This window comes from Saprospiraceae bacterium, assembly GCA_016717265.1.
Lineage (GTDB): Bacteria > Bacteroidota > Bacteroidia > Chitinophagales > Saprospiraceae > Vicinibacter.
Window position 1 is genome coordinate 48,272 of the sequence record JADKFX010000001.1, and the last position, 22,296, is coordinate 70,567.

22 protein-coding genes are annotated in these 22,296 nt (G+C 32.6%); all 22 read left to right on the forward strand.

Features of this window, described 5'->3' with window-relative positions; translation table 11 throughout:
* Positions 1 to 92: 92 nt before the first annotated feature.
* The 22 genes from IPO86_00220 to IPO86_00325 all read left to right on the forward strand — a co-directional run bounded on the left by IPO86_00220 (position 93) and on the right by IPO86_00325 (position 22,167).
* Entirely contained in the window at positions 93 to 758 is a 666-nt protein-coding gene (locus IPO86_00220; protein ID MBK9726521.1) for a PorT family protein, read from the forward strand.
* A 1,637-nt stretch (positions 759 to 2,395) separates the two neighbouring features.
* Positions 2,396 to 3,250, forward strand: coding sequence for a T9SS type A sorting domain-containing protein (locus IPO86_00225; GenBank protein MBK9726522.1), 855 nt, complete (start codon positions 2,396 to 2,398; stop codon positions 3,248 to 3,250).
* A 285-nt stretch (positions 3,251 to 3,535) separates the two neighbouring features.
* Positions 3,536 to 4,072 (forward strand): hypothetical protein, encoded by a 537-nt coding sequence (locus IPO86_00230; GenBank protein MBK9726523.1) that lies wholly within the window; start codon positions 3,536 to 3,538, stop codon positions 4,070 to 4,072.
* A 182-nt stretch (positions 4,073 to 4,254) separates the two neighbouring features.
* Positions 4,255 to 4,932: a hypothetical protein gene (locus IPO86_00235; GenBank protein MBK9726524.1), complete on the forward strand. Its 678-nt coding sequence runs from the start codon at positions 4,255 to 4,257 to the stop codon at positions 4,930 to 4,932.
* A gap of 933 nt (positions 4,933 to 5,865) precedes the next feature.
* Positions 5,866 to 6,105 (forward strand): hypothetical protein, encoded by a 240-nt coding sequence (locus IPO86_00240; protein MBK9726525.1) that lies wholly within the window; start codon positions 5,866 to 5,868, stop codon positions 6,103 to 6,105.
* A complete protein-coding gene (locus IPO86_00245) occupies positions 6,090 to 6,383 on the forward strand; it encodes a type II toxin-antitoxin system RelE/ParE family toxin (protein MBK9726526.1) in 294 nt (97 codons plus the stop codon). The genes IPO86_00240 and IPO86_00245 overlap by 16 nt, the downstream gene beginning before the upstream one ends.
* Positions 6,384 to 6,572: 189 nt before the next feature.
* Positions 6,573 to 7,397 (forward strand): hypothetical protein, encoded by an 825-nt coding sequence (locus IPO86_00250; protein ID MBK9726527.1) that lies wholly within the window; start codon positions 6,573 to 6,575, stop codon positions 7,395 to 7,397.
* A 336-nt stretch (positions 7,398 to 7,733) separates the two neighbouring features.
* Positions 7,734 to 8,165 (forward strand): hypothetical protein, encoded by a 432-nt coding sequence (locus IPO86_00255; GenBank protein ID MBK9726528.1) that lies wholly within the window; start codon positions 7,734 to 7,736, stop codon positions 8,163 to 8,165.
* 193 nt (positions 8,166 to 8,358) lie between these two features.
* A complete protein-coding gene (locus IPO86_00260; protein MBK9726529.1) occupies positions 8,359 to 8,787 on the forward strand; it encodes a hypothetical protein in 429 nt (142 codons plus the stop codon).
* 159 nt (positions 8,788 to 8,946) lie between these two features.
* Positions 8,947 to 9,606 carry a hypothetical protein gene (locus IPO86_00265; GenBank protein ID MBK9726530.1) on the forward strand — a complete coding sequence of 220 codons (660 nt, stop codon included), beginning with the start codon at positions 8,947 to 8,949 and terminating at the stop codon, positions 9,604 to 9,606.
* A 197-nt stretch (positions 9,607 to 9,803) separates the two neighbouring features.
* Positions 9,804 to 10,367, forward strand: coding sequence for a hypothetical protein (locus IPO86_00270; GenBank protein MBK9726531.1), 564 nt, complete (start codon positions 9,804 to 9,806; stop codon positions 10,365 to 10,367).
* A 220-nt stretch (positions 10,368 to 10,587) separates the two neighbouring features.
* The gene (locus IPO86_00275; protein MBK9726532.1) at positions 10,588 to 11,244 is read left to right on the forward strand and encodes a hypothetical protein; all 657 of its coding nucleotides are present in this window, start codon (positions 10,588 to 10,590) and stop codon (positions 11,242 to 11,244) included.
* A 294-nt stretch (positions 11,245 to 11,538) separates the two neighbouring features.
* Entirely contained in the window at positions 11,539 to 12,465 is a 927-nt protein-coding gene (locus IPO86_00280) for a hypothetical protein (protein ID MBK9726533.1), read from the forward strand.
* Positions 12,466 to 12,653: 188 nt separating this feature from the next.
* A complete protein-coding gene (locus IPO86_00285; protein MBK9726534.1) occupies positions 12,654 to 13,337 on the forward strand; it encodes a hypothetical protein in 684 nt (227 codons plus the stop codon).
* Between the two features lie 145 nt (positions 13,338 to 13,482).
* Entirely contained in the window at positions 13,483 to 15,198 is a 1,716-nt protein-coding gene (locus IPO86_00290; GenBank protein MBK9726535.1) for a DUF262 domain-containing protein, read from the forward strand.
* 217 nt (positions 15,199 to 15,415) lie between these two features.
* Positions 15,416 to 16,228, forward strand: a complete 813-nt coding sequence (locus IPO86_00295) for a hypothetical protein (protein ID MBK9726536.1) — start codon at positions 15,416 to 15,418, stop codon at positions 16,226 to 16,228.
* 177 nt (positions 16,229 to 16,405) lie between these two features.
* Positions 16,406 to 17,269 (forward strand): hypothetical protein, encoded by an 864-nt coding sequence (locus tag IPO86_00300; protein ID MBK9726537.1) that lies wholly within the window; start codon positions 16,406 to 16,408, stop codon positions 17,267 to 17,269.
* 34 nt (positions 17,270 to 17,303) lie between these two features.
* Positions 17,304 to 18,758: a hypothetical protein gene (locus IPO86_00305; GenBank protein MBK9726538.1), complete on the forward strand. Its 1,455-nt coding sequence runs from the start codon at positions 17,304 to 17,306 to the stop codon at positions 18,756 to 18,758.
* 168 nt (positions 18,759 to 18,926) lie between these two features.
* A complete protein-coding gene (locus tag IPO86_00310) occupies positions 18,927 to 19,580 on the forward strand; it encodes a hypothetical protein (protein ID MBK9726539.1) in 654 nt (217 codons plus the stop codon).
* Positions 19,581 to 19,860: 280 nt separating this feature from the next.
* Positions 19,861 to 21,387: a T9SS type A sorting domain-containing protein gene (locus IPO86_00315; GenBank protein MBK9726540.1), complete on the forward strand. Its 1,527-nt coding sequence runs from the start codon at positions 19,861 to 19,863 to the stop codon at positions 21,385 to 21,387.
* Between the two features lie 260 nt (positions 21,388 to 21,647).
* Entirely contained in the window at positions 21,648 to 21,869 is a 222-nt protein-coding gene (locus tag IPO86_00320) for a hypothetical protein (protein ID MBK9726541.1), read from the forward strand.
* On the forward strand, positions 21,862 to 22,167 hold the full coding sequence (locus tag IPO86_00325; GenBank protein MBK9726542.1) for a type II toxin-antitoxin system RelE/ParE family toxin: 306 nt from the start codon (positions 21,862 to 21,864) through the stop codon (positions 22,165 to 22,167). The genes IPO86_00320 and IPO86_00325 overlap by 8 nt, the downstream gene beginning before the upstream one ends.
* Positions 22,168 to 22,296: the final 129 nt, after the last annotated feature.

Genomic DNA, 22,296 nt, shown 5'->3' on the forward strand with positions numbered 1-22,296 from the left:
ATTAGGGTCACATTTTCGAACAAAGTAAATAAATGAAAATACAAGCAAAAATATCTTTGAGTTTATTAATTTTTACATCATTCGCTAATTCGATGAAATGTCAAAATTTGAATATTGGCATAACTGCCAATTTAGGACTAAGTAAAGTCACATCTAATTTTCTAGTTTCAGACGATTACAAAGTAAAATACACATACTCCGGAAACATTGGCGTATTTATAGAAAAGGAAATAGGTAATAAGTCATCATTAGGAGCAGAAGTTCTATGGGTTCAAATTGGGGGAAAAGAAACGACGGATAACAAAATACTTACTGCATTTGATGGACAGGATTTAAAGGTAGTAGGTATCATTTCAGATGTAGCCAAATTAAATTCAAGTTATATTGCATTCCCCTTTTATTATCGAGTACAATTAAATAAAATCGGAATTAAAATTGGACTTCAAACAATGTTCTTCCTTTTTGCCAATTCCAGTTATGAGGCAACAGGAGAACTTAATGGCAAGCCATACTATGGTAAAAGCAATACAAGTGGAATCAAGTTTGATATCATCGACTTTGGACCTAAAATTGGAGTTGAATATAATTTAGGTATGAGCTTAAAACTTCGAGCAGATTATTATTTAGGGCTACCGGATATTACTTCGGACTCTTCTCCCTTCGAAAGAAAAAATCGACAAGGAAATCTTGGAATAAATTATCGATTCAATTTCAAAGAAAAGACTTCGCGAAAAGAAATAAGTTACGATTATAATTAAAAAAGCCTGGCGATAACATGGCATAAACGCTACACCGCCAAACATCAAAAATCATTCTCTTTTAATTTTTTTGGTAATGAAAAACTTATTTCTTATTTTTGGCTGCTAAACAATTGGCGGTGCTGCGTCTATGCCAAATCCGTTACTTGCCACCCTATATAGTTTTCAAACATGATGTTGTGCCTTCAACGTCGCATTTGGTTAAAATCCGCTTTTGGCTTTATAATATAATGCTTAGCTTTTTCTGTTTGCAGAAATTGAATGCATCTTCTGAATTTTCAAATAAAAATAAATTCATAAATAATTAACCACAAGAATATTTGATGTTTAAAATAAGATATAGGCTCGAATCTTAACGTGAATACCCAAAATAAAATATTATTCTATTCGTAATATGAATTAATTTATTCAGTTTACTAGAGAATAAGTTTAAGCCTCAAGTATCAATTGGCGGCAAGTAACACTGCATACACGCTACCTCGCCAAGCATCTAAATCATTCTCTTTTAATTTTTTTTGGAAATAAATATTTAAGTTACTATTTTTGACTGCTAAACTTTGGCGGGGCAGCGTGTATACTAATCCGTTACTTGCCACCCTATATAGTTTTCAAACATGATGTTGTGCCTTCAATGTCGCATTTGGTTAAAATCCGCTTTTGGCTTTATAATATAATGCTTAGCTTTTTCTGTTTGCAGAAATTGAATGCATCTTCTGAATTTTCAAATAAAAATAAATTCATAAATAATTAACCACAAGAATATTTGATGTTTAAAATAAGATATAGGCAAGCAATCTTAACATGAATACCCAAAATAAAATATTATTCTATTCGTAATACGAATTAATATATTCAGTTTACTGGAAAATAAGTTTAAGCCTCAAGTATCAATTGGCGGCAAGTAACACTGCATACACGCTACCCCACCAAGCATCTAAATCATTCTCTTTTAAATTTTTTTGGAAATAAATATTTAAGTTACTATTTTTGGCTGCTAAACATTGGCGGGGCAGCGTGTATACTAATCCGTTACTTGCCACCCTATATAGTTTTCAAACATGATGTTGTGCCTTCATTGTCGCATTTGGTTAAAATCCGCTTTTGGCTTTATAATAAAATGCTTAGCTTTTTCTGTTTGCAGAAATTGAATGCATCTTCTGAATTTTCAAATAAAAATAAATTCATAAATAATTAACCACAAGAATATTTGATGTTTAAAATAAGATATAGGCTCGAATCTTAACGTGAATACCCAAAATAAAATATTATTCTATTCGTAATATGAATTAATTTATTCAGTTTACTAGAGAATAAGTTTAAGCCTCAAGTATCAATTGGCGGCAAGTAACACTGCATACACGCTACCCCGCCAAGCATCTAAATCATTCTCTTTTAATTTTTTTTGGAAATAAATATTTAAGTTACTATTTTTGACTGCTAAACTTTGGCGGGGCAGCGTGTATACTAATCCGTTACTTGCCACCCAAGATAGAAAACATATAATACATCGAAGTATTTAGCGGAAATTCGATTTCGGTTTCAAGACCAAAAGTGTTTAATGTTTTCATCTTCGGAAATTGATAAATTAGAATTCTAAAGTTTAAGAAAAACACTTAAGAATTATTATATTTGCCTTGATGAAGAAAAACATACTTTTCATATTCATCTTATTAAGTAATAATTACTCGTATTTACAAATTGCTATTGCAGATACATGCTTTTCTTCCTCTGTACCACAAATCTCATTTAATCCAAGTTCTGACATGGTAAGCTTTGATGCCGACCTGATGGAATGGGATGGTTCCAATTGGATTGGAGCATGGCCTGGAGGTTTTACAATTCCTCCTCCTTCACCAAATATTAATTGTAGAGCCATATTTATTGGCAGCGGTAAAAGAAATCAATCATGGACAAGCGGTGGGGAAGGATTTGGGCTAAGATTGACGCAGCCTCTTGTTAGTGGTCAATTATACAAAATACCGATTGTATATGTTAGTCATGGACCTAGTTCAGATGGAAAATTTAAACCTAAAGTTTATTCAAGTAAAGACGACCTTAATTTAAATAAAGTTTTTATTGATAGTTTACCTGCAGCTAACTTTAATTGGACTGCATATACTCTATCTTTTATCGCCGATTCCATTCAGCATGGACACGATTGGCTAATAATTAATACTGATTCAATAACAAGTTCTGGAATGATCAGCTCATTTTGTTCTATTTGTGCATCAATTGTAACTTCATTAAATGATCAATTGAATGTGTCTGATAGAATGTATTATCCTAATCCTTTTTCAAATAAAGTATATTTTAACGTAAGAAATAACTTGGAGTTGGAACTTACCTTATTCGACGTATTTTTTAAAGTCTATTACAAAACATCATTTATTAATTTTCTTGAAGTAAAAACTGATAATTTTCCTTCAGGAATATACTTTTATGAACTTAAAACTAAAAATCGAACTATTATTGGAAAATTATTGAAAGAATAAAACAACTTAAAAATAATCATTATTCTTTTTATTTAAAATGTTTTGATATTCTCTTATCGTTAGAATAAGCTCAAGTCAACAAACTAAAGAGGGCGGCATGTAACAAGGCATAGACTCTACACCGCCAAGCATCGTAAATCATTCTCTTTTAATTTTATTCGGTAATAAAAAGTTAATTTGCTATTTTTGGCTGCTAATGGTTTGGCGGTGCAGCGTCTATGCCAAAACGTTAGCGGTCAGCTTAATAGACGACACAGACGTAAACATTAACGCAAGACAATTGATATGAATAAAATTGAAATTCCTTTAAGCAAGACAAAACTACTACTCGGTATTGGTGGTTCAATTCTGTTTGTGGCATTAGGACTTTACTTTATTACGACAATGGCAGACCAACAGACAAGGTTTAACCCGACAATGGTAAAAGGTGTTGGTATTGCCAGTATTTTGTTCTTTGGTGCGACTGGTATTTACGGAATAAAGAAAATGTTTGATAAAACAATTGGGTTGACAATTGACGAGAACGGAATTTTTGACAATACAAATGCTTCAAGCGTTGGACTTATAAAGTGGACAGACATTACAGCAATAAAAACTGAACAAGTTGCCTCGACAAAATTTCTATTGATTTACACGTCAAATCCTGACTTTTATCTTGACAAGGTAAAAGGCTTTAAAAGGAAGCTAATGGAAGGAAACAACAGAATGTATGGAACGCCATTATCAATTACTTCCAACACTCTAAAATATAACTTTAACGACTTGGAGAAACTAATAAATGACAGACTTGACGGACAACGAGAAAGAAAGCCGAACCGCTAACAGCACATTTGCAATAGGCGGGGTTTCGTGCACCGCAGACAGTTTTGCGGTTACAGAAAGTTAAGTGCTCCGCATCAACATTTGTGCTGAAAAGCCCGCCCATCGCAAATCTGCAAAACGTTATCGCCAAGCCAAATTTAATAGGTATCTTTAGCAAACTCAAAATTATTTTTTATTAACCTATGAAATATTTAACTCCAATTATTTTAACAATTCTAATAGTCATAAGTTATTGGCAAATAAGAAACTCAGAGAAATTAACCACGGAAGTTATTGATATCAGAAACTCTATTGATGAATACAGTAAGCATAAATTTGACCGATGGGAAAGAGCTGGTTATTTCTCAACAATTCATAATACACTTGAAGAACCGGATCATCCATACACGAATAAAGAAATTTTAGAAATGCATTGGATTACTCTAATTCTTGGATGGGAAGTGAAATTTATAAAAATTGAAAGTAAGATGGATAGTTCTATTAATTTGACATATAAATTCGCAACTCTTAAAAATCTAAATGACAAGAGTGGAATAGATAGTTTAAGGCAGGAATCAACTCAAAAAATAGACAAAACGGTTTGGTTAAAATTTAAAGAAAAAATGAATAATATTAATATTTATGATTTAACATATTGGGACGGCGGTGGCTGCATAGGTAATAGTCTTAAATGGGAAGCTGCGATCAATAATAGAGATTACAAATATGAAACAAATTGTGGAAATGCATTATTATTTACTGAGGCTTGCGAATTCATGATGAGACAAGTTAATGATCCTGGTATACAAGAAATGCTTGATTATAAAGAAGCAGTGCAAGAACGCTTAGATGAATTAAAAAACAAGAATAAACGCAAATAACCAAAAGGATAGAAAATCCCTAAAAAGCCTGGCGATAACACGGCATAGACTCTACACCGCCAAGCATCTTAAATCATTTTCTTTTAATTTTTTCCGTTAATGACAATTTAATTTTTTAGTTTTGGCTGCTAATGGTTTGGCGGTGCAGCGTCTATGCCAATCCGTTATGAGAGACCAGCCAGATGTTTATGTGACATGCTCTCATCTAATAAGATTATACAAATGGGTGTGAATTCAAAATTTAACAAGCCAATCAAAATATAAATACAACGATTTTAAAACGCAATATAGTGATGCAAACCAAACATAATTATACAAAATAATATACAATTTATAAATGAAAATGATTTTTGTGTGAGCATGTGAAATGGGTGTCGTAACAAATCTTGGCCTCTCATAACACAGCATAAACGCTACACCGCCAAGCATCAAAAATCATTTTCTTTTAATTTTTTTTGGCAATTAAGATATAATTTTTTAGTTTTGACTGCTATTCGTTTGGCGGTGCAGCGTCTATGCCAAAACGTTATGAGAGACCAGCCAGATGTTTATGTGACATGCTCTCATCTAATAAGATTATACAAATGGGTGTGAATTCAAAATTTAACAAGCCAATCAAAATATAAATACAACGATTTTAAAACGCAATATAGTGATGCAAACCAAACATAATTATACAAAATAATATACAATTTATAAATGAAAATGATTTTTGTGTGAGCATGTGAAATGGGTGTCGTAACAAATCTTGGCCTCTCATAACACAGCATAAACGCTACACCGCCAAGCATCAAAAATCATTTTCTTTTAATTTTTTTTGGCAATTAAGATATAATTTTTTAGTTTTGACTGCTATTCGTTTGGCGGTGCAGCGTCTATGCCAAAACGTTATGGCGCATTTAAAATATCACAAAAAATGACTAATTTTAGGCCATGAAAACAAAAGAAGCTTTCCATAAACTCATTGATACTATTGAAGATGAGGGTCTTTTAAATGAGTATTATAATCTTATAACTAGACTAAGCAACAGCCAAGAAGGGGAATTGTGGAATACCCTAACTAACGAACAAAAAGAGGAACTAATGCTTTCATATGAAGAAAGTAAAGATCCAAAGAATTTAATTTCTCATGAAGAAGTTATCGGCCAATTCAGCAAATGGCTAGAAAAATAATTTGGACAAAAAGGGCAACATCAAAATTAGGCTCTTTGACTGAGTATTTAAATCAGAAATGGAGTGAAAACGTTGCCAAACAGTTTATATTAAGAACATTTGAGCTTGTAGAACTCTTAAGCAAACAACCAAATATAGGACCGTTCCAAAATTCCGAAAAGAAAATCAGAGGAATTCTAATTTCTAAACACAATAGACTATTTTATCGAACAACTTCGCATAAAATCATAATACTAAATATTTTTGACACAAGATCTAATCCTAAAAAACAAGCATAAAATGAAAACGCGCCATAACATGGCATAGACTCTACACCGCCAAGCATCTAAAATCATTCTCTTTTAATTTTTTTGGCAATGAATTATTAATTCCATATTTTTGGCTGCTGAGGATTGGCGTTGCAGCGTCTATGCCTGCACGTTAGCAGCAACCCTGACAGACAACTCGTCTAAATAACAACAGTTAAAATGAAACATATTTTTATTATCCTATTGACAATAGCCATCATCTTGACAGGAATTTTTCTTCCTTTCGGTCACGGGGACTATGACTATTTTGCGGTTGGACTTTCCTATATCTTTCAATTTGGGATTTTCACATCATTACTCCTTGTTCCGACAGGTCTGATTTGGCTTATACTCAACATCACCAATAGACAAAATAAACAGACAGTAAAATATCCGTTATATCTTAGAAGAACGATTTTTGTTATAGCTATATTTATTACTTTGGCATCAGCCCTTGGTGCTTTTGCATCGGACAATAGATTTTCAGCAATCGCCATTTTAGGAATGGGTATTTGTCTTTTTTTAATCCGCAAAAAAGTAAACTTGCAACCTATTCCAAACAGCATTATTCCGTATTATCTCATTATTATTCCTCTGACAGTAGTGTCTATTCGTCTGGTATATTTTGAAAAAGTAAAAGATAAAACCACGGACTTCGTAATACAACAGAGTGAGCAATTAATACAAGACATTGAAGCGTACAAAAAAACCAACGGACATTATCCGCCTTCATTGTTATCAACCATTGAAGACTACCACACCGCAGTTTCAGGTATTCCACGTTTTCACTATGAACTCAGGGGAAATGCTTACAATTTGTATTTTGTACAGACATCAAATATGTTGGGCACTGAAGAAATAGTTATGTACAATAAATTAGACGAGCAAGAAATGACCGTACATAATCAAGACTTATTAAGAATACCTTATGACAGTATCATTCACGGACACCATAAAGTACAGCAATTACCGCAAGAACATTGGAAAATATTTTACTTTGACTAATCGGCTGACAAAAGGGTATGCTGCTAACAAGGTATTGTCAAAAGCGGGGCTGAACGGCTTCGATTGGACATTTGTGCAAGGTTCAACATTCGTTCTTCGATTGAACTTTTGTGCTAAAAATCCCCGCCTTCGGCAATACCCAAACCGTTATCAGCTATGGCAAACGGACACATCTACGACATGTAGACATTATGAAAGAAAAAAAACGTTTTTATTTTTGACTAAATATTAATGTGGAGCAGAAACCACTTTACAAACGACCTGACCTGTAACAGGGATTTAATTTCAGGGGCGAAACCGAAAAGCCATCAGAGTATGACTTAAATATTTTGAAAAATGCAAACATCCTTAAATTTAAGGAGGGAGCCTTTTGCTCTACTTCTCTTGACGACAATCCTTTTGTTGTTTGTCCTTGCTTTACGGCCAATTTCCAGCGTTGACTTTCAAGACAAAGTAATGTTTGGAGTTCCATTTGACAATATGGTTTGGGTAATTCCGTCCTATTTAATTTCTTTTTGGTTGTTGTATTTAGCTACAAAAAAGATTCTCTACTCGACAAAAGCAACTTGGATACACGTTATTGCGACAGTTGCTTCAACTCTTTTAATTGTTTCTATTCTATTCATTGGGATTAACCCAACACAAACAATTTCAGAACATCACGAATTAGTAGGCAACTTAATCCAAATAGTGACATTGCTTTTTATCGCTGGACAGTTGACGTTTATTGGTAATCTAATTTTGGGTCTGTTCAGGGGACAAAAATGATTTAAGAATTGCGAGTGGAAAGCCACAAGCTGCTAACATTTGCTTTAAAGAAAGTGGGGCTCAGTCACATCGCATGAGCTGAGTCACAATTAGGAAGTCAGTGCTACGAAGGAAATTCAATGCTAAAATTCCCCACCTTCTTAAAGCAAAGAGGCGTTATGCGTAATAGCCGAAAAAATCAACCACAAAGAAAATGGTAGAAAAACATAAATTATTTGCCGATTTTGAAATGTTAACTTATACTCCAGAGATGTTGAGAGAAGAGTGGAAAAAAAGTATTGAATATTTCAAAAGTAAAGTCAAAGGTGGTTGGGCAAATGAAAGTATCATTAATTTGGTAAGATACATAATATCAAAAGAATATGATGACAAGTTTTTTCCTGGATCATCTCTTGGAAGATTACTTATAAGTAAACCTAAGGACGGTATCTTAAACTACCAACAAACTCTTACCATATCGACAGATCAAGAAACCAATAAAATAAAATTTGAATATTCAGATTGGGATACAATAGAAGATAAAAAAGATTTTGAAAAGTCTATTATTTGGTCTTGTGAATGTTTGGACAGTCAACTTCAAGAAAAATTTGAAGAATTTATTTCTTGGAATAAAAACTGGTAGTAGCAAAACGGTTACTACGCATAACATTGTACTTGCGAACATACCGCCAAAAATCATAAATTTTCACTATTGGTTTCTTATGAAAATATTTCTTACTTTTGGCTTTGGTGCAAGTGGCGGCACGTCGCAAGTACCTCTCCGTTACCTGCAAGCAAAATAATGGATAATCCAAAAGTCATAAGATCAAAAATTAAAATTTCACAGATTGTCATTTTAGGAGTAGGAGGAATAATATCCACCTTATGTGGAGTTTATTTAATTTCAATTGGAATTGACATATTCACTCAATTTATACTTGGGATTCCGCTTTTTTCCTTTGGCATTTATTGCATGTATTGTCTCATAAATTACGATATATTAAATATAAAAGGTAAAGAATTAGTAATTAAGTCAATATTTGGAAAAACAAAGAAAATAATCCTCTTGCAAGAGTTCAATTCGTATACTGAAATTTTGAAGGAAAATGCAAAATCTCCCGGTCACTTGGCTAACATGCAATGGAAGGACTTAACCCTATTGGGTCAGAATATTTCTTACAAAATTTCTTCTTCCACATATACAAATTATCCAGAGCTTAGAGAGTCTCTAACAAATGGTCTGAAAAGAAATAAAAATTTAGAAAAAGAATGGGAAAGAAAAAATAGCTTAAAGTTGGGGTATGGATTTGTATTAACAGGGCTTATCCTTATCGGGATATTTTTTAGGAATGGAATTGCTTTTAATGAAATAATAAGTTCGATTCTATTATTCGGAGTTCTTCTTATTCCAATAGTAAGTGGCAGCTATCTGATTTTAAAAAATAATAATGCCAGCAGGTAACAGCACATTTGCAATAGGCGGGGTTTCGTGCTCCGAATATAGTTTTGTATTTAAAAAAAGTTTATATCTTCGATTAAACATTTGTGGTGAAAAGCCCGCCCATCGCAAATCTGCAAAACGTTACTGGCCATCCAAGAATGAAAACATACATGACACTAATCTTTCATCGTCGCATTTGGTTAAAATTCGCTTTCGGCTTGAAGTCCAAAAAGTGTTTTGTAATATTCTCAATTTTTTCATTTTCTAATTGTTTTATAACTAACACTCCAGGCTTTTATAGCGGCTACAGTAAATTGACTGAAGAACAAAAGAAATCAATCATTTTTGTTGAAGAAAATACTAGTTTTTGCGACTTAAAAAATGATCAAAGGATTTATTCGATTTCTGCGAATCAATTACTAAAATGCTTAAAAAGAAACCAAACTTCCATAATTTATTTTTGGTCGCCAAATTGTCATGCTAAAAGCTGCATCTCTTTAGTTGCAGCTCAAAAGTATTGTGACAATAATAATTACACCCTTTATATTATTACAGAATACTACGACTTAGAAAAAATAAAAATCCAAAATAACGTTTCCTTGTCAATGTTGGCAGTAAATCATGAATATTATAAAACGGATTATTGTAACAAGTATGTCGACTTATTTACAAAAGAAATTGTAAAGAATAAGAAATTAACTAAACCTGAATTGCACAATAGATTTTTTGTTTTTAAAGCTGACAGTTTAGTTAAAACAAAAGCAATTTTATTCACAGAATAAAGACATTTCACTATACTGTTTTGCGATACAACGATCTTCATAAAACAAATTGAAGTAAATTTACTTGCTGAATTGAAGTAATAAATCAGACGGCCAGTAACACTAGCTTGACACAATGCCGCCAAAATTATTTATATTTGCCATCAACCATACGTTAAGGCGGCACAGCGTCAAGCCAAATCCGTTATCGCCAAGCCCAAATATGATAAATAGAAAATAAATGAAATCAATTACCTTAATTATTATTCTTCTATTTGGATTCGGGTTCTTATTGCAATATTCAAAAATTAGAAATTTGAATAATCAGGTTAGTTCTTTAAATGATACAATTGTAGAACTTAAGATTCTAAAAAGTCGTTATCCCAGATTTTCTTATATCAGTAATGAAGCCGCAAATAAAATTAATGAGCTTCAATATTTTAAGCCAAACGATTCCATTTCAGAAATTCATAGAATTATATTCAGTTTTGGAACTACATCCAAAATATTGAAAATTGAATGCTTTAAAAATGATTCAATAAGGTTAACGTATAAATTAGTAACACTTAAGCACCCAATATTGGGTCTAGGAACTGATAGTCTATTAAAAACAAGTATTCAAAGATTAGACAAAAGGATCCTTGATGAATTTAAAAATAAGTTTAGTAGCATCAGCAATTACGAGTTAACTTCTAGGATGGATGGCGAATCCGATTGCATAGGCCCTCAATTATCTTGGGAAGCATTAATTGAATTTAATCATTATGAATATTCGGAAATCTGTAGGAAGTATTCAAGCTTCATGCATACTTGTAAATTATTAATGAGACATGTTGGAGATCAGGAATTACAAGAAATATTAAACCAAATAGAGAATCAAGAAGCTAAAATTAAATAAGATTTGAAAGCAGAACAAAAAATGCGGCCTGGCGATAACATGGCATAGACGCTACACCGCCAGGCATCATAAGTCATTCTCTTTTAATTTTTTCTTATAATGAAAAACTAATTTCCTACTTTTGGCTGCTAAGGATTGGCGGCGCAGCGTCTATGCCCAACCGTTATCGACGACCAATAAATATTAGATATCATGCTCTTATGACTAAATAATACAAATAAAATGAAACATTTCAAACCCTTTATAATATTATTTCTAATAATACCGGCAGCATTAAATTGTCAAAATATCTGCATGGAAGAAATTAAAAATGAAATTGAAAAGTATGGGATTTTTAATCAGGATAAAAAAGGGAAAGAAATTCTTACAAGCATGAGAAGTTTATCCATTGGTCAATTAATAATATTAATGAAAGTAGGATCTCCTCTGGTTAAACTTTATTCTTTCTGGTGCTATGTTCAAAGTGATAATTCGGATTATAGAACCTATTTTCCAGAATTAGTAACCGACACTTTTAAAGTCGAATATTATCAAACTGGATGCGTTCGTTTTGGACCCAGAGAGGTAGGAAGTTTTATTTTTAACATTGCCGAAAATTTATATGGAACTTATGGAAATTCTAAAACATACCCTGATTACTTAGACAGTATGGCATTAGAACTACAATCCTATGAAGGAATAAGAGGCAATATCAATTGCAGATTGATGAATATAAAAGCCCCAGAAAATTTGTATGAAAAATTAAGAGAAAAAGCAAAAAAAGGTGATGTTCCTGCTATAATTGGACTGTCTAGTTACAATAAAGAACAAGATATACCAATAATTAAAGAACTATTAAAACCAAATACTACTTCAATGTTCTATGGCTTAAAATGTGTTGATAAATTCCCACATAAATCTTTTGAAGATGATATTCTTGGAATATACTACTTACAGTTAAACCAAAAACATCCGCTGACATTCCATTCAGTATGTAAAGTCTTGAGAAAATATAAATCGCCAAAAGTTGAAGAAGCATTTACCGAATTGATTTCTTATCCTGTCAAGTATTATTTTCAAACTATAATATTGTGGCATTCCTTTGATGAAATAAAAGAAAATGAACACCCAATAAAAAAAAGGTTATTGAATAAACTTGGCATAAAGGAAATTGAAAGAAGATCAAAGGAATATAAAGAAATGAATTATTGGCAAACTGCAAGCAAAGAAAATAGAAACTGATATAAATTAAGAGCAAATGATGCTCACGATAAGAAAGGCCGTCGATAACATGGCATAGACTCTACACCGCCAAGCATCTAAAATCATTCTCTTTCAATTTTTTCCGGTAATGAAAATGTTATTTGCTATTTTTGGATGCTCAGAGTTGGCGGTGCAGCGTCTATGCCAAATCCGTTAGTGCCAATGCTATGACAACAAATCAGACATCTATATCAACATATCATGAGTATATATTAGAAGCAATATACTCGTTGCGACACGGACTTTCTTTTTATGAAAGAACTAAACTGATCCCACCAGACATAGGCTCAGACAATTCAATGATTATAGCGGAAATAAATTGCAGATATTCATTCTTGATGATTTCTAACTCATTAGAATCAGCCGCAAATGCATTGCTACTCAGCTTAAATCTAGACCAAGAATATTACGGGGAGTTTGAACGGACTAGCACATTAGTCAAGTTTAAATTATTCTGCGATTTTATGGGCAAGCGACTTGACCAAGGTGACATAAAATTTGGGCGAATAAAGGATATCATTAATTGTAGAAACGAATTTGTCCATCCTAAGCCAAGGAAAGCCAATTACAGTATTGACAGCGTAACTTCAGAAATAAAATATGATATTAAATCAACCAAGAATAGAAATTATCCTATATACTTTAGTGAAATAAAACCAAAACATGTGCTGACTGCATTAGAAGACGCTTTGACTTTCCTTTCTTGGGTTTGCTTTGACATTTGTAAACTTGAAACACAAGACGGAGCATTTAGACTTGGGCTTGGCTCATATGGAAGCACTGCAGATATAGACATTATTGGAGAAGAAAACCAAATAAAGTTTGACAAAAGAACATTTGGAAACGGATGAAAAGTACTGGCACTAACACGGGTTTGGCAAAAGTGGCGGTTCAGTGCTCCGCAGACACATTTGTGGTTAATCAAACATTGGTTCTCCGCATCAACATTTGTGGTGAAAATCGCCACCTTCGCCAAACCCAAAAACGTTGGCAGTAATGCCCAAACGACGAAATAGTTTAAACAAAAAACCACTAACATTATTTATGAGTGACTTTTACATACAAGATTTTGATTTACGCAAACTAAAAAGCAAATTTGAAGACCGAGTATTTGCGATACCACAAATACAGAGAAGTTACGTCTGGAAAAAAGACAGTATTTGCAAATTGATGGACAGTATATTTAATAACTTTCCTATTGGCATTGCTTTAGTTTGGGAGACAAAGACTAGCAAAGCATTTGAGATAAGACCCAATGCGAAGACAATAATTCCACAGTACAATAAAAATGCGGCTACAGCAGAAGTCATTATTGACGGACAACAGAGACTTTCAACTATATACGGAGTTCTTAAAGGAATAGAACCAAGTAAAGATGTAAACTCTAAAATTAACTTCACTGAATTGTATTTTGACTTCAACAAAAATGCTGAAAGCCGATTTGTATTTAAAAGAAAACTTTCGGAAAACGAGAATAATCTTATACCGCTAAAAGAAATTTTGGACACACAGCCTTCTGTCCTTTCTAAAAGAAATAAACTTAAAAAGTACCAAGCTGTTGAAGCAAAAAAATGTTATGATGCGTTTTATAGATATAAGTTTAGCATTCTGAAATTCAGAGGATTTGATTTTGACCAAGCAAGAGAAATTTTTATACGTGTTAATTCGGCAGGCATGCGATTAAGTAGAGCAGACCAGTTTTTTGCAGAAGCAACTACTGTTCATTTAAGAGACCATGTAGAGGATACCAAAAAAGATTTAGAATCAGGCTTTAAGGAAATCTCTGACGACGCAATGCAAAATACTGTAGCATTGTTTTATGGAGCTAATAAAATTGGGGGAGCAGAGTTTAAGCGTTTATTAAATTCAACTTTAAAGCAAAATACTAAAGAAACCGATTTTAGAAGTGAATGGAAGAAAATTGAGAATGGGTACAAATTATGTGTTGACTTTTTAGCTTCCGAATTCTTAATTAAAAATTTGAAAGAATTACCAATATCTAATATGTTTTCAATGCTTTCTTTCTTTTTTGCTGTCAATGGAAAGAAAGCGACACCCTATCAAATAAAGCAAATTAGAAAATGGTTTTGGCACACTTGCTTAAATAAACGCTATTCAGGTAGTGAATTCAACAAAAACATACCGACCGACATTAAATTATTCAGAGAACTAGCCAACGGAAAACAAATAAGTTACACAGTTGACAAAAAGGTAAACGTATTTGATTTTATGCGTTCAGACTATCGAGAAAATAGTTCTGTAGCAATAGCATATTACCTAATGCTAAAAAGCAAGACACCTCTTTATTTGATGAGTGGACGACCAATGCTACTTGATAACGTTTCTTCAATTTCCAACAAAAAACACAGGCATCACATTTTTCCAAAAGCATTACTTGAGAGTAATAATTACAATGACAAATGGATAAACTGTATAGCAAACATTTGCTTTTTAGAAGCCGATCAAAACCAGTCAATTGGAAGTTCTCTACCTAAAACATATTTAAGCAAATATGAACATCTAAAACATTTTAGAAAAGCCATGTCTTCGCATCTTATTCCAATAACAAATGACAGTCCAATATGGAGTAATAAGGTTTCAGACGGTTTTCTTGAATTCATAAACATAAGAATAAAAATTATTTTGACAGAAATAGAAAAAATTGCAGGAGCAGAAATGTTTGAAAAATTTGACGACTTGAAACGTTTATAAACTCATCATGAACGACAAACATAACAAAAGCACTACTGCCAACATGCGCTAAAAAGAAAGAAGGGCTTTAGTGGTTTCCTCATCATTATTACTATCTTCGTCATAAGGAAGTGAACAAGCAGAAGTGCTTTCTATTCCCTTCCTTCTTTTAGCGCAAAACCGTTGTGTGCAACCTTAACAAGCAAAATTCAATTATTACTATTAAATAGAATATACGATGACAAAACATGGCAGACGAAAATTTATTTTCACTTCCTTGGGAATTCTCGGTAGCGGGTTATTGGGAGCTTGGATTTTCAGGCGTAAGTTGGTTAGACAAATGTTATTTACATTTTCTGATAATCCCACTGTTTCTGTAACAGCTTCTCCCTTGGAAACAGAACCTTGTGTGTTAACCTCAAAACAAGTTGAAGGCCCCTTTTATCTGCCTTCTCCAGAACGAAGTAACATAGTGGAAGACAAGATGGGCGAATTGCTTAACCTAAGAATGCAAGTAGTTCAGTATCCTGATTGTTCACCAATTTCAAATGCTGTAGTAGAAATATGGCAGGCAGATGCAGAGGGAAACTATAGCGGGTATCCAGAACAAATCAGCCAAGACGAATGGGAAATGTTTATGCTTTTTGGAAAAAATGGTGAAAAACAATCCAATGGAGAATATCATGTAAAACAGGTTACACAAACCACTTATCTGCGTGGCTTACAAAGAACGGATGAAAACGGTTGGGTAAATTTTGACACTATCGTTCCTTGCTGGTATATCGGGCGAATTCCACATATCCATTTCAAGGTTTTTGTAAACAACAAAGAATGGATTAACTCTCAGCTTTATTTTGAAAAAAACTATTGCGACAATCTATTTACGACCAAAGAACCCTACACTAATATGGGTAAGTGTCCAATGGACTTTCCCAATGATGCTGTCTTTGCAATGGCGGGAGGAAAACATAATGGACTATTACTTACGCCACAGTTGACAGATGACAATAATCTTTCAGCTATTGTAAAGATAGGAGTTATTAAAGCATGAGTTATTTGACACAAGGCAGCACACAACAGCGGTTTTGCAAAAAAGCGGGTTCAGTGGTTAATTGAACATTCTACCTCGCATCAAATTTTGTGCTGGGTTGACAGTTTTGAGCTCCGAAATCCGCTTCTTCGCAAAGCCCGAAACCGTTAGGCGCAAGCCATAGAAAAATATTTAAGAATGGTAATTTCACAAAAGACTCTAGAAAAACTTAGAGATATTATTAACGAAGAATCTGAGTATAGAAGCGGTCCTAAACTCGTTAAGTTTTTTAATAATTTAGGGTTCAGAGATTTATATGGCCAAGGTTTTCCATCAAGATGGAAATACACCGACGATAGCTTGACAAAAATCAATGGAACTCCGGAGCTTGATAAAGCAATAAAGAATGTTTTTGCAGTTCAGAATTTTATTGGAAAAACTTCAGAATTAGATAAGTTAATAGAAAGCTTCAACCAATACTTGGCTTTTGATAAATGGAAAGTTGCTAGAAAAGAAACTGAAATAACTTTTGAACGAGTAGATAAGGTAATTTTAAAAACAGAAGTAAAGGTTGAACTTGGGGAAAACGAGTTTTTAAATCAAGAATTTGATAACATATCGATTGATGATATTGGTTTAGATATAATGATTAGTGATATAATCAAACTAAGAATTAAGGAAATAAAGGAATGTCTTAAAGCTGAAGTGCCTTTATCCATCATATTTTTATGTGGAAGTACTTTAGAAGGAATTCTACTAGGAGTTGCTCTTAAACATCCAGCAGAATTTAATAGAAGCTCTTCCTCCCCAAAAGCACTGGATGGAAAGCCTAAACCTTTCCACTCATGGACTTTGAGTAATTTTATTGATGTCTCTTGTGATGTTGGAATTTTGAAGCTAGATGTGAAAAAATTTAGTCAATCACTCAGAGACTTTAGAAATTATATTCATCCTTATGAACAATTAAGCTCTCAATTTAACCCTGACATTCATACAGCTAAAATAAGTTGGCAAGTTTTAAAAGCTGCCTTATATCAATTAATAAACTACAAGATAAATTAGCCAGTGCTTAATAGGTGCGATCAATATATATTTTATGAAAGAAGATTCATTTAAAATGGAATTAATTCCTAAAAATGTTGCCAGTCCACAGCAAATGGAAACATCAATTGCGGCATTTAACAAACCAATCGCCGATTTATTGGATTTTTGTGGTCTACCCACTGTGGATGTGCTTTCTCCCATTGAAGAAAGAAGAAAAGTAATTTATGCTTTAGAAAGTACACTTGAAATTCTACCATACCCTGATAGACAAAAAGCTTATTATTTGTCAAAATTTACAGTGGCGGTTACCGTAGGATTATTTGATGGGGCACTTAGTTTTCTTTGGGATGAGACAATAAGAGCCGTCAGGAACTTAGTTTCTGGATTCGATTTACAATACTTCTTTCAAATTGCTGAAACAATCTCACCTAAATATAAAAACTTGGTTAATTCCGAGGATTTAGAAGCGATTTCTGAACATGACCTTTTAGAAATAACCCGTCGAATTGGCTTAATAAATGATGTAAATTTCAAAAGACTAGAGCATGTAAACTATATGCGTAATCATGCAAGTTCCGCTCATCCTAACGATCATGAAATCACTGGAATTGAATTGCTATCACTACTTGAACATTGTTTAAAGCATGCAATCACCGCAAAGCCAGATCACTCTGTAATTCAAATTAAACAACTATTAGACAACATAAGAAAGAATGACATTCCTGACGAGGATTTTGAACACATAGGAAAAGATTTCATAAAGCAACCTCAAGAAAGAATAGATGACTTTATGAAATCTATTTTCGGAATTTATGTTGATCCTAGACAAGATGCTCAAACTAAAGTGAATATAGAAAAACTAATCCCATATCTCTGGGGTAGTTGTCAAGAAGATACTAAGTTCTATATCGGAACCAAATTCGGATACTATCGAAACAATGCGGATTTAGATCGTAAAAATTCAACCCAGAGATTTTTAGAAATTGTAAATGGCTTAGAATATAAAGATGAAGACAGCTTAGCCGCAGAACTTATAGAAAAATTACAAAATTTAAGGACAGTCCATTTTGAATGGAATAATTTTTACAATGAGTTCCCACACGCAAAATCTATTCTTGATTCTATTCCTAAGACAGGAATACCAGATTCGTCAAGAAAGTTATTCGTGAAAATTATTTCAATTTGTTTTGTTGGAAATGGAAAAGGGTACAAACAAGGTGTTGATGAAAATGCACTACCAATTTACAATGGTTTTATTCAATCATTTGGCGTGACAGAGATTAAACACTTTGTTCATCTATTTAAAGATCATGAGTTCGTCTATGACCTGGATACATCACTTGCAGACCAAAGAATAAAAAAATTAGCGGAGTACCTAAAGACAAAAACAAAAGATATTCATATTTTAGATTTACTTGATTTAGTTATAAAGTTTCCATTAAAGTCTCTGAATAAACTCTCTATTGATTCAAGATATAAAGAAATAATTAAGCACATAGACGAATAATGCCTGCGCCTAACATGGCATAGACTCTACACCGCCAAGCATCTTAAATCAATTTCTTTTAATTTTTTGGGGTAATGAAAAATGTATTTCCTAATTTTGGCTACCAATGGTTTGGCGGTGCAGCGTCTATGCCAAATCCGTTATAGCCAAGCCCAGATTCATTTAAAGATGAGTATTTTTAAAACAGAGTATTATAAGGTATCAAGCATAATTGAAGTATTCAAATTCTTCTTATTAATTCTATCATTTGGACTTATTCAATGCACTTCAGAAGAAAAGAATAATCTCCAATGCTCTTATTTAGTTACATGTGATCTTCAAGATACAATCGAATGCTTTTTCCATTTTTATTCTCCAATTCCCTTTGTTGAAATCAAAGTAGTATCTAAATATTATTGCGATCCAATAACAGTATTTTATAATGAAGAATTTGGACAATTGCATTTTAATCTTTACTCCGAAAGAATTGAACAATCCAGAGATTATTCTACTACTGAATATGTCAATAACAATATCAATGAAATAACCCAAATTGAAGGCGTAAAAAAATATGCAAAGCTTAAAATATATCCTCTAACTGCATATTCCCGAAGGACTCATGGCTATACTTATGGTTATTCTTATAATAGGTTGAGTAAAGAAGATGAATCGTCATGTGTCACTTCAATATATGTTGCAGATTCCCTAATAGGATATGGGATCAGAGTGTATACTGAGCATAAGATTAATAATTTAATGCAAACAGATGCAATCTCTAGCAACTTAGCTTCCTGTATTCTACAAACGTTCTCAATTCACGATATTAATAATCCAGGCAATTAATGTATGCACATTTAATAACAACAAAAAGGCCTGGCTATAACACGGCATAGACTCTACACCGCCCAGCGTCTTAAAACATTCTCTTTTAATTTTTTCCGGTAATGAATATTTTATTTCTTAGTTTTGGCTGCAATTGATTTGGCGGCGCAGCGTCTATGCCAAATCCGTTGGCAGCAATGCAAAGAAATTAATTATATTTGCAAAGCACATTTGCTAAAATTACTAATATTGTTACTTCTAATTATAACATCAGATTTTGATCAAATTAAATACTCAAACAATGAAATATTTTACTTCACAAGTAATTATCGTTTTTCTCTTTTTGCAATTACCCCTTTCTCAATGCAATGGTCAGTGCAAATTCGAAATAGACTCTCTATTTGGATCGACGAAGCCAGGAATTCAAATTGTTGATTCAGCACAAATTTTCCAGTTAAGTAATGGTAGTTACATGAAAAGTGATGATGACGATCATTTTGTCATCGGAACTATTCGTGACTCTTCCATTCAATTTAGAGGAACCATTGTAAAGTTTAACAAAAATGGTTCAATAGATAATTCCTTTGGGAAGAACGGAAAAGTATTTGTGAATAATAGTGGAAGTTCCATATTACGTGGGGGAATCAAACTTTTAAATGGCTCTATGCTTGTTTGTGGAAATCTAAGTTCGGGTGTATTGGTTGCCAAATTCAATTCTCAAGGTCAATTAGATCCAAGTTTTGCCAAAAATGGAATATATACAGAGAAGTCCATACTATCCTTTGGAAATGGAACTTCAATTTTAGTTGATAAAAATAATAGCATTTATGTGTCCGGTTATGTGAGTACTAGAAATACAGGATTTTTTATTTTAAAATTAGATCTAAATGGAAAACTAGATTCCAGCTTTGCTACCAATGGTGTATATAAATATGAAAGCCCTATTGAAACATTAGAAAGCGAAGTCGAAATGGAAAACATAAATGACAATCTTTTTATTGGCTTTTCTACCGGCTCAGGAAATTTAAGCGATATTATAATTTCCAAATTTAATTCAAATGGAATCATTGATACTACATTTGGTAAATCTGGTAGATTAACAATTGATAGAGGATTTAATGACCACTTGTATTCCATGAAAAATACTTCTGACGGTTATTTAACATTATATGGTTATATAAGGTATACATCTTCGAAATGGGGTGGTTTTTTAACTAAAATCGATTTAAACGGTAACATCAATAATCAGTTTGATCCGAATGGTTATAAATTATATAATTCTTACCTTCCACTTGATATGGAAATTTGTAACAATAATTTAGTTCTTTTAAATGGAGAGCATGATGGCACAACCTTGTATGCCACTTTATCTTCAGTTGATTTAATTAGTGGAAAAATGGATAGTACAATTGGAGATAATGGAGTTTTAAAATTTTATCTTGGAAATCTTGCAACAACTCCTTATCATGCCGAACATTTAAGAATACATAATGATAAAATAACAATTTATGGTCACAATGGATATGGCTTAGCAAGTTTTGCCCAAGCCAAAATTTTGAAGCCTTCTGCTACAATTCAAAACAATAGTACTTCCCCGTTCGCAATATTTCCGAATCCAACTAATGCTGAACTGAAATTTATTCCTATTGAAGATAACTATGTGATGAGTTTTACAATTTTTGATTCATTTGCTCGAGAAATACTGTCTGCCAAGGAGTTTAATGTTAATCATGATTATATTGATGTTTCAAATTTTAAATCTGGATATTATTTTTTAAAAATATTTTCAAAAGGTAAATATTTTTATTCAAAATTTTTAAAGATTTAAAATCCTTAGCCAATTAAAATTATAGCTTTATAATTACTTCTTAAAAAGCAAAATAGCACTGGTGCCAACACGGCATAGACTCTACACCGCCAAGCATCAGAAATCATTCTCTTTTAATTTTTTTTTGGCAATTAAGATATAATTTTTTAGTTTTGACTGCTATTTGTTTGGCGGTGCAGCGTCTATGCCAAAACGTTACAAGCAAGCCAAAGCATTGTAATTAATATTAAAATTTGTAATTTAGCATAAATAAATTGTATATGTCCACAGTTAAAGAAAAGATAATCAAAGGAATACAAAATATTGACAATGAAGAATTACTTCAAGAGGTCTATACGCTTATACAAGATATACAGGAAACTAAACAAGTTATTACTTTAAATGCTGAACAAAAATTGTTGATTGAAGAAGCCAGAAATGATTATAAAAGTGGCAGATATTATTCAACAGAAGAAACATTTAAAGATTTATTAGATGACTAAACCAATCGCCTGGTCACAAAACGCAAAGAACGACTTAAAAAACATTAAGAAATTTTTTGACACTCGAAATCAATCATCAACCTATAGTAAAAAGCTATTAAAAACATTTCGTGATTCAGCTAAATTAATAGAAAAGTTTCCATTATTATCAATTCCTACTGAAAATGATAATGTTAGAGGTTTTGTGATACTAGAATATATCATCTTTTATGAAATAATGAGTGAGCACATTCTGGTTCTAATCGTTTGGGATTGTCGACGCGATCCAGAGCAATTGAACAAATTAGTGAAGCGATAAGAAAGGCCTGCTTGTAACATGGCATAGACTCTACACCGCCAAGCATCTAAAATCATTCTCTTTTAATTTTTTCGGGTAATGACAATTTAATTTTTTATTTTTGGCTGCTAATGGTTTGGCGGTGCAGCT